Origin of the sequence: Sporosarcina sp. GW1-11, from assembly GCF_033088395.1 — a bacterium.
GTDB lineage: Bacteria > Bacillota > Bacilli > Bacillales_A > Planococcaceae > Sporosarcina.
The window spans coordinates 44,440-54,267 of the sequence record NZ_JAPMIW010000020.1 but is presented as its reverse complement, the minus strand read 5'-3'; the positions used below and the strand labels follow the sequence as shown (position 1 = coordinate 54,267).

Here is a 9,828-nt window from a genome sequence, read left to right as displayed (position 1 = left end):
CAGTCGGTCACGTACGTTAGTACGCTCCCTCTTTCGCTCGATCGCTTCCTAGCACTCCACAATGTCTCGCCAGTCAGTAGAATGAAAATTCGATTAGCTCGAGTTTCATTTGCTGGCATCAATTAAGATACTCATTTTGTTTATGTCAACGACAGAGTCGATGCACAAACGTTTATTTCGTTAACGTTTTGCTGTTCAGTTTTCAAGGTTCGTGTTGTACGCTTCTTTCGAAGGCGACTTCATTACAATACACTGTTCGACATAACCTGTCAACAACTTTTTCAAAAGTTATTTTTCAGTGTTTCGTGAGTGCCTCAAGCGACAAGAACTAATATACAATATAACGGATATAAAATGCAAGCCTTTTATGCAAAAAGTTTTTTCTTTATCGCTTTGAAGTCAATCACAAACAGCATAATCCCCGTCAGGACAACGATTGCACCTATCAATTGTGAAAATGAAATGCTTTCACGGAATATAAAATAGGCTGCTATAGAAGCAATGACCGGTTCGAATAATATAGCTATAGAAATTACATTTGTACTTACCCACTTAATCGCCCAGTTAAATAATGTGTGTCCTAATAAGTTAGGTAAGATGGCTAATGCTAGAAACCAGCCCCAATCGGATGCTGGATATTGTATAAATGATTGTTGTGAGCTGAGCACATAAAAAAACAAAGCAATTGAACTTGCCGAGTAAACAAGAAATGTATACGTCACAAGAGACACTCTCTTACGCACATCTTGTCCTACCAATAAGTAAGCTGTAATAAAAGCACAGGCTAATAAGGCAAGGGCATCACCAAATAGCGCAGATCCGCTCACCTGAAAATCGCCCCAACTGATAATGACACTTCCCGTTAATGCAATTAGAACAGAGATAAGCATTTTACCGCTAATGATCTCTTTAAAGAAGAGAGCTGTACCTGCCAATGCAAATATAGGTTGTAATGTGACTAAGACTGTTGAACTTGCAACAGACGTATAGTTGAGAGATTCAAACCAAAGGATGAAATGAATGGCTAAAAATATTCCTGCAATTGCAGAAAACAACCAATCCTTTTTAGTTAACTCATTTAACTCATGTCGGTAGGAATGTAAAAACAAAGGAAGCATAATAACTACCGAGAAAAACATACGATAGAAAGCAATGACTCCCGCATCAGCTGTTGCTAGTTTTACGAAGATCGCTGATAGTCCAACCGTTATAACGCCAATTGTAATCATAAGATATGGATTGACAACGGATTTATTCATTATGAATCACTTCTCTTTCATTCCCTATAACTCCTATACTAAAAAGGTAAGGCGCGTTTAGGGCAAATAACGTATGATAGTAGTATATAGGCAATCTCCCTATTTTGTCTGCAAAGGAGGAGGAACTATGCTCACCATACTAACAGAGTCATTAAATTTGGAATCAATCTTCAAAATCACAATTGCACTTTTACTAAGTATTATTATCGGTGTCGAAAGAGAAATTAAAAAGAAACCGATCGGCTTAAAAACGAGTGCAGTCATCGCCACTTTTAGTTGTTTACTAACTATCATCTCTATGGAAGCAGCTTATCTCGTACCCGCCCGTCCTGATATCAACATCACAATGGACCCACTACGTTTATCTGCACAAATTGTCAGCGGAATTGGGTTTCTAGGCGCCGGGGCTATTCTGCGAAGAGATAATGACAATATTACCGGACTCACAACAGCTGCTATGATTTGGGGGGCAGCTGGAATAGGAATCGCTGTTGGTGCGGGATTCTATTTGGAATCACTTTTCACAGTTATCAGCGTCATGATTGTAATTGAACTCATTGCACCATTTTTAAGCACATTCGGTCCAAAGCGACTTCGGATGAAAGAAGCTAATTGTACTATCATCATTACGGATAAATCCAAAATCGAGGCACTTATTCAATATTTACGAAAAGAAAGTATGGATATTGACCATATGCGCATCAAACAATTTCAAACAGCCGACCATCGCTATCGACATGAACTACAGTTTAAACTTTCCGCCTTACCTAAAAAATCAACTTCTTCGCTTTATGTAGAACTCACTACTCTTTCTTATGTAGAGTCTGTCGAATTGGTTATTTTTCCATAAAACGCGCCAAGTCCTATTCACTTGGCGCGTTTTAATCGTATATGAACATGTCATTCCTACAAACAAGCTTTTAATAACGTTAAAACTTCTTCTTGCGACAACTGTGCGTAACTACCGAGCGGTCCGTTGATAGCTGCTTTTTCAGCAATCAATTCCAATTTACTGTCATCTATATCGTAATCTGCAAGCGAAACAGGCGCACCGATTTTCTTCCAGTAAGCGCTCAAGCGATCAATACCTTCCATCGCAATCTCTTCATCCGTTTTGCCGCTTGGATTCACTCCAAATACATTGATCGCTAACTGCACATAACGCTTTGGATTACGTGAATAAGTTTGCTTCATCCAATGTGGGAAGAGGATCGCCAATCCACCTGCGTGCGGGATGTCGTAGACTGCCGATATAGCATGTTCGACATCATGCGTCCCCCAATCCCCTCTAGTTCCCATAGATAAGAAGCCGTTCAATCCCCAGACGCCTGATAGCATCATTGTTTCACGTAATTCTATATTGTCCGGATCTTCTACTAACTGTTCACCGGTAGCCATTACAGAACGTAATGCCGCTTCACATATTTCGTCTTGGAACGTTGCATTGTCTGAAGTATGGAAGTATTGTTCGAAAATATGCGACATCGTATCGACTATCCCATTTATCGTTTGATCCAAAGGTACCGTCAATGTGTACGTTGGGTCTAATATAGAAAACTTAGGATAGTTGAACGGACCGCCCCAACCATATTTTTCTTGCGTCTCTTCGTTTGTAATAACGGAACCTGCGTTCATCTCTGAGCTTGTTGCTGTTAGAGTCAAGATGGTACCGAAAGGCAACGCTTCTTGCGGGCTAGCTTTCCCCGTCACGAAATCCCACGCATCTCCATCATACTTCGCTGCGGAAGCAATCAATTTCGTACAGTCAATAACTGAACCGCCACCAGCCGCTAAGATAACATCTATATCATGTTGTTTACAAAGGTCTGCACCTTTTTTCGCAGTAGATAATCGTGGATTTGGCTCTACTCCAGCCATTTCAACTACTTCAAAATCATGCGCGCTCAACAAACTCATCAATTCATCATATAAACCATTACGCTTAATACTGCCACCTCCGTACACTAGTAGCACCTTTTTCCCGTAATTCGCAAGCTCTTCAGGTAATTTTCGTAACTGATCTTTACCGAATATTAATTTAGTAGGATTATGAAAAACGAATGTATTCATCTGTACTCCTCCTTTTCCTTCTCTCTATTATGAAAAAGATGTAATCACGATGCAAGTATACTGTTTCAAAATCGGGATATACTTAATAGTAGGAGGAGATCGTATGGAAACACTTCAAAAACTAGCACTAGCCATCACGATTATCGGGTCTTTAAATTGGGGAGTCGTCGGGATTTTCAAATTTGACGTGATTGCGCAATTGACGGATGGCGCATATCAACCGTTAGCACGATTCTTATATGTCATCATAGGATTATCCGGGTTGATGACGCTAAGTGTATTATTTAATTATTGGCAACGAACCGACGAGCCTGCTACTGTTCCTACAACAGACTAAAAAGGTGTCTCTTCTACTGTAGAAGAGACACCTTTTTAAAAATTATACCCAACCGCGGAAGCGACTTGCTTCGGCTGTTCTGCGTACACCAATCATATATGCAGCTAGACGCATATCAATATTACGTGTAGTTGCTATATTGTAAACGTTTTCGAAGGCCACAACCATTTTTTCTGTCATTCGTTCACGTACTTCTTCTTCCGTCCAGTAGTAACCCATATTGTTCTGAACCCATTCGAAGTAGGAAACCGTTACGCCTCCCGCACTTGCCAATACGTCTGGAACTAATAAGATACCACGATCTGTCAAAATCTTTGTTGCTTCTGAAGTTGTAGGACCATTCGCTGCTTCTACAACAATACTAGCTTTAATATTATGAGCATTTGCTTCAGTAATTTGATTTTCAATTGCTGCTGGGACTAGAATATCACAATCCAATTCAAGCAATTCCTCGTTTGTTAGCGTGTTGTCGAATAAAGTAGTGACTGTCCCGAAACTATCACGACGATCGAGTAAATAGTCGATATCCAAGCCGTTCGGATCATGTAACGCACCATAAGCGTCAGAAATCCCGATAACTTTGGCACCTGAATCATGAAGGAACTTAGATAAGAAGCTACCAGCATTACCGAATCCTTGAACGATGACACGTGCACCCTTCATATCGATATTGCGTCGTTTTGCCGCTTCGTTAATAATGATTGTAACACCTTCTGCAGTTGCACGTTCACGCCCATGAGAGCCCCCAAGCACAACTGGCTTCCCTGTAATAAATCCAGGGGAGTTAAATTCATCCATTTTACTGTACTCGTCCATCATCCATGCCATAATTTGTGAATTCGTGAAGACGTCCGGTGCTGGGATATCTTTCGCAGGTCCCATTACTTGACTCAGTGCACGCACGTAGCCACGGCTCAAACGTTCCAACTCACCCATAGACATTTCACGTGGATCACAGATAATTCCACCTTTACCGCCACCATATGGTAAATCCACGATACCCGCTTTAAGCGTCATCCACATAGAAAGCGCCTTCACTTCATCGGCATTTACACCAGGGTGGAAACGAACGCCACCTTTTGTAGGTCCAACTGCATCGTTATGCTGACAACGGTAACCAGTAAATACTTTTACTTTTCCATCGTCCATACGGATAGGAATCCTTACTTCCACCATACGTAGTGGTTCTTTAAGTAGTTCATACATCCCTTCATCATAGCCTAACTTTTCAAGTGCTTCTTTGATGACAACTTGCGTAGACGTAAATAGATTCAGGTTTTCTGTCATTGTATGGTTCGCCTCTTTATTTGGTATTGTCTTTCTCGCCCACATTGTAACACGTGGACAATGATATTTCCACCCTGCAATTCCAAACCTTTTCTGAATTCATTCAGAAGCACCTAGGAACCTTAGGGTGAACGTTTAATTACTTCGCAAAAACTGAACGGATTTTCTCAAGTGCCCAGTCTAATTCTTCTTTTGTGATGATCAAAGGTGGTGCAAAACGAATGACTGTATCATGCGTTTCTTTACATAACAATCCTAATCCCTTCAACTCTTCACAGTATGGACGAGCTGCTTCTGTTAATTCCATACCAATGAACAATCCACGGCCACGTACTTCCTTAATCGATGGGTGAGAAATTTTCTTCAACTCATCCATGAAGTAGTTACCTAACTCCTCGGATCGTTTAGCTAATTCTTCATCTTCCAATACTTCAAGTGCTGCAATAGAAACTGCACACGCCATTGGATTTCCACCAAACGTCGAACCGTGTGAACCAGGATTAAATACGCCTAGCACGTCGTCGTTAGCTAATACGCAAGAAATAGGGAATACACCGCCACCTAGCGCTTTTCCTAGAATATACATATCAGGTGTTACACCATCATACTCACAAGCGAACATTTTCCCTGTACGGCAAAGGCCTGCTTGGATTTCATCAGCAATGAATAGTACGTTTTCTTTTTTACAAAGATCAGAAGCTTCCTTCAAGAAACCAGCTGGTGGAATGATGATTCCAGCTTCCCCTTGGATCGGTTCAATAAGGAATGCAGCTGTGTTTGGCGTAATCGCCGCTTTTAACGCTTCGATATCACCGTACTCCACTAATTTAATGCCTGGCAATAAAGGACCGAATCCTCTTTTATACTCTTCATCAGATGATAATGAAACCGCACCAAGTGTACGACCGTGGAAGTTTCCAATACATGCGATGATTTCTGCATGATCTCCTTCTACACCTTTCACATCATACGCCCAACGTCTTGCTGCTTTCAAAGCTGTTTCTACAGCTTCTGCTCCTGTGTTCATTGGGAGCACCATGTTTTTGCCTGAAAGTGCAGCAATCTTTTCGTACCACGGACCTAATTGGTCATTGTGGAACGCACGTGATGTTAATGTCACGCGGTCCGCTTGGTCTTTTAGTGCTTGGATAATTTTCGGGTGACGGTGACCTTGGTTGACAGCCGAGTAAGCTGCCAACATGTCCATGTATTTATTGCCTTCTGGATCTTTTACCCAAACGCCTTCCGCTTCCGCAATTACAATTGGAAGTGGATGATAGTTGTTTGCACCGTATTTTTTCGTTTGATCTATAATCTCTGTTGTTTTTGTCATATTGTTACACTCCTCTTTATATCATTCGTTTTCTTATAGCATTTCAGATGTTGTTTTACCTTGCATATGCAATTGAAGGTAATCTGGACCACCTGCTTTGGAGTCCGTACCTGACATATTGAATCCGCCAAACGGCTGGTATCCAACGATCGCGCCTGTACATCCTCTATTGAAGTACAAGTTACCTACGTGGAAATCTTCACGCGCTTGTTCGATATGGTGACGATTATTCGTAATTACTGCACCCGTCAAACCGTAATCTGTATCGTTCGCGAATTCGATTGCCTCTGTAAATGAAGAAGCTTTAGAAATCGCAACTACTGGACCGAAGATTTCTTCTTGAGAAATACGTGCTGTTGGATCTACATCTGCAAATACTGTTGGCGCAACGAAGAATCCTTTAGAATCATCGCCTGTTCCACCTGCTACTAGACGACCTTCTTTTTTACCGATTTCAATATACTCCATCACTTTATCGTATGCTGCTTGGTCGATTACAGGACCCGCTAAGTTATCGCCTTCTTCTGGGTTACCCCATTTGAATGATTGCGTAATTTCTTCGACACGATTTACTACTTCATCGTAGACATCTTCATGAATGATCGCACGAGAACAAGCAGAACATTTCTGACCGCTGAACCCGAATGCAGATTTAACGATGGATTGTGCCGCTAGTTCTAGATCTGCTTCATTATCTACTACAATCGTATCTTTACCGCCCATTTCTGCAATTACGCGCTTCAACCATATTTGACCATCTTGTACTTTTGCTGCACGTTTGAAAATACGCGTTCCTACTTCACGAGATCCTGTGAATGAAATGAAGCGTGTAGATGGGTGATCTACTAAATAGTCACCGATTTCTGAGCCAGAGCCTGGAATGTAGTTCACAGCGCCTTTAGGCATACCTGCTTCTTCTAGTACTTCGATGAACTTATACGCAACTACCGTAGTTGTTGATGCCGGCTTCAATAGTACAGTGTTTCCTGTAACCAATGCTCCAACAGTCGTTCCTGCCATGATTGCGAATGCGAAGTTCCATGGAGATATAACAACGCCTACTCCTAACGGAACATAATCAAAACGGTTGTACTCACCCGGTCTGCTCTCTACTGGCATACCATCTTTTAATTTCAGCATTTGACGTCCGTAGTATTCTAGGAAGTCAATTCCTTCCGCTACGTCTGCATCTGCTTCATTCCACGGCTTGCCCGCTTCTTTTGTTAGCAATGCAGCGAACTCGAATTTACGACGTCTAACGATTGCCGCCGCTTTGAATAAAACATCCGCACGGAATTCCGGCTTCACTTTTCTCCACGTTTCGAAAGTTTCTTTTGCAGTTTCCATCGCCTTTTCAGCTAATTCACGACTAGCTTGCGACACATTACCAATTAGTTCTTCTTTATTTGAAGGGTTAGTGGATGCCAACTTCTTATCCGTCATGATGCGTTCGCCGCCAATAATTAACGGGTAATCCTGTCCCAAATAGCTTTCTACTAGTTTCAAACCTTCTTCATAGGCTTTGCGATTATCCTCATTTGTAAAATCAGTGAATGGTTCATGTTTGTATGGAATCATTAGTAATCAAATCCTCCTTCATATTTTAAACGCAAAATATACTTGCGTTTGTTTACGTTTACATTTATAATAATGCAAGAAACCATTGCACTTTGCAAGTGTTTTCGTAAAAAAAATTTTCTTTTCATTAAAATCATGCATTCTAGTGATGAATTTCCCAAGGAAGGTGTACTATATGAGCACAACAAATATGCTAGTTACTCTTTGTAATCAATTCGCTGTAGATCATGCCAATATAGGAATTCATGCGGTCGATCATAGCGGACGAACGATTATCTATAACCGAAAAATGAAAGAAATTGAAGGTTTGAATCTAGAAGAAGTCAAAGATCGTTCCATTTTAGAATTATTCAACTTCGATAAGGATGAGAGTACGTTGCTAAATGTTTTACAAAGTGGGCAACCGGCATTACATGTAAAACAAACCTATTGGAATACAAAAGATATGGAAATTACAACGATGAACGATACGTATCCTATCTATCATGAAGAAGAGTTGCTCGGTGCCATCGAATTCGCCCAAGACATTACCGCATTAGAAAAGTATGTCTTACAACCGTTACGAAGAACGAGCGGGCCTATGACATTCGATCAAATTACAGCCCAATCCGCTGCAATGAAATCTGTTCTTTCAACAGCAGAAAAGGCAGTAGACGCCGGTTTACCTGTTCTACTTATCGGGGAAACCGGCGTAGGTAAAGACCAAATTGCGGAAGGTATTCATCATGCGGCATCCACTACTGAGCGTATATTCCATACTTTTCATTGTTTAAACACGGATATCGAAGCCATTCAACGACTTGAACTGTTATTACAAGAACAGCCTGATATGACGCTATTTTGTGAACGAATCGATCGTTTGTCAATTCCGTTACAGCAAACGTTAGTTCATGTTTTGCAACAGGCAGATACAAGTCATCAGTTCATCGCAAGTATTGGCGATGATCCAGTTGAGTTGATCGCTTCAGGCGCATTAGTAAAAGAGTTGTATTACTTTTTCGCATCATTTGCGATCAGAATTCCCCCTCTTCGCAAGCGACCAGAAGATATACTACCCTTTGTTGAAGCATATATAACAAGTCGAAAAGAGATGCTAGGTATTGCGCTATCCGCAATTGACGATGAAGTTATGACACTCTTCTCCAGTTATAGTTGGCCAGGCAATTTGCGTGAATTGGAGCTTTTATTGGATGAAGTTTCGTCTATGTGGGCAATGGAGCAGACGTTGACAGCGGATATGCTACCTGCGCAATTTCGAGCGAAGATAGAAAAAAATTCAAACACAGAAGCTCAGCCTAGCGACTTTATCATTCAAAGCGAATCCAAGTTAGTGCCGCTAGATCATTATTTACGTGAAGCCGAAACGTATTATTTAGAAAAGGCGATGAAATTACATGATGGCAATATTACAAAAACCGCAAACGCCCTTGGGATGAGCAGACAAAATCTGCAATATCGATTAAAAAAGTTAAAACATTAAAAAAGTCACGGAAGCAGCTAACCGCTTCCGTGACTTTTTAGTGACCGGATTGTTCGATCCAGTCTTTCAACTTATCTTTCAGTGAGTTGAAACCATCTGCATCTTGTTGATCCACGCGTTCTTGTAGGGATTGGCGAGGACGTTGATAATTCAGATAGGAGCTTGGTGGTTCTTGTAATGCGCGAATGGATAAGCTAATCTTACTTGCACTGTCATCCACATCCAACACTTTTACTCGAACTTCTTGCCCCACTTCTAAAAATTCATGAATATCTTTGACGAATCCGTACGTGATTTCAGAGATATGTACCAATCCTTGCGTTGAAGCATCTAGTGCCACAAACGCACCGTACGGCTGGATTCCGGTTATTTTCCCGGTCAGCTCATCTCCTACTGCAAATTTGTGAGACATGTTAAACAGCTCCCAATCTATAGTAGTATCTAGTCTGCCAATATGGCCGCTTCATAGTATACCATATTTTAA

The 9,828-nt window shown here is 41.1% G+C and carries 9 protein-coding genes; 3 read left to right on the top strand and 6 right to left on the bottom strand.

Annotation, left to right across the window (positions count from 1 at the left end; translation table 11 throughout):
• Nucleotides 1-365 precede the first annotated feature (365 nt).
• Nucleotides 366-1,259 (bottom strand): DMT family transporter, encoded by an 894-nt coding sequence (locus ORD22_RS12085; protein ID WP_317646272.1) that lies wholly within the window; start codon nucleotides 1,257-1,259, stop codon nucleotides 366-368.
• 127 nt (nucleotides 1,260-1,386) lie between these two features.
• On the opposite strand from ORD22_RS12085, the gene ORD22_RS12080 reads away from it, so the two are divergent.
• Nucleotides 1,387-2,109 (top strand): MgtC/SapB family protein, encoded by a 723-nt coding sequence (locus tag ORD22_RS12080; RefSeq protein WP_317646271.1) that lies wholly within the window; start codon nucleotides 1,387-1,389, stop codon nucleotides 2,107-2,109.
• Between the two features lie 56 nt (nucleotides 2,110-2,165).
• Here the strand turns inward: ORD22_RS12080 and ORD22_RS12075 are convergent, their stop codons facing one another.
• Complete coding sequence (locus ORD22_RS12075; protein WP_317646270.1) at nucleotides 2,166-3,329, bottom strand: iron-containing alcohol dehydrogenase; 1,164 nt, start codon at nucleotides 3,327-3,329, stop codon at nucleotides 2,166-2,168.
• 103 nt (nucleotides 3,330-3,432) lie between these two features.
• Here ORD22_RS12075 and ORD22_RS12070 point away from each other — a divergent pair, with 103 nt between their 5' ends.
• Nucleotides 3,433-3,666 carry a DUF378 domain-containing protein gene (locus ORD22_RS12070; RefSeq protein ID WP_317646269.1) on the top strand — a complete coding sequence of 78 codons (234 nt, stop codon included), beginning with the start codon at nucleotides 3,433-3,435 and terminating at the stop codon, nucleotides 3,664-3,666.
• 42 nt (nucleotides 3,667-3,708) lie between these two features.
• Here the strand turns inward: ORD22_RS12070 and ORD22_RS12065 are convergent, their stop codons facing one another.
• The 3 genes from ORD22_RS12065 to pruA all read right to left on the bottom strand — a co-directional run bounded on the left by ORD22_RS12065 (nucleotide 3,709) and on the right by pruA (nucleotide 7,864).
• Complete coding sequence (locus tag ORD22_RS12065) at nucleotides 3,709-4,953, bottom strand: Glu/Leu/Phe/Val family dehydrogenase (protein WP_317646268.1); 1,245 nt, start codon at nucleotides 4,951-4,953, stop codon at nucleotides 3,709-3,711.
• A gap of 139 nt (nucleotides 4,954-5,092) precedes the next feature.
• Entirely contained in the window at nucleotides 5,093-6,286 is a 1,194-nt protein-coding gene (locus ORD22_RS12060; protein WP_317646267.1) for an ornithine--oxo-acid transaminase, read from the bottom strand.
• Nucleotides 6,287-6,319: 33 nt separating this feature from the next.
• Nucleotides 6,320-7,864 (bottom strand): L-glutamate gamma-semialdehyde dehydrogenase, encoded by a 1,545-nt coding sequence (pruA, locus tag ORD22_RS12055; protein WP_317646266.1) that lies wholly within the window; start codon nucleotides 7,862-7,864, stop codon nucleotides 6,320-6,322.
• Between the two features lie 175 nt (nucleotides 7,865-8,039).
• Here pruA and ORD22_RS12050 point away from each other — a divergent pair, with 175 nt between their 5' ends.
• Nucleotides 8,040-9,344, top strand: coding sequence for an AAA-type ATPase lid domain-containing protein (locus tag ORD22_RS12050; RefSeq protein WP_317646265.1), 1,305 nt, complete (start codon nucleotides 8,040-8,042; stop codon nucleotides 9,342-9,344).
• Between the two features lie 37 nt (nucleotides 9,345-9,381).
• On the opposite strand, the gene yugI is transcribed toward ORD22_RS12050, so the two are convergent.
• Nucleotides 9,382-9,756, bottom strand: a complete 375-nt coding sequence (gene yugI, locus ORD22_RS12045; protein ID WP_317646263.1) for a S1 domain-containing post-transcriptional regulator GSP13 — start codon at nucleotides 9,754-9,756, stop codon at nucleotides 9,382-9,384.
• Between the last annotated feature and the right edge of the window lie 72 nt (nucleotides 9,757-9,828).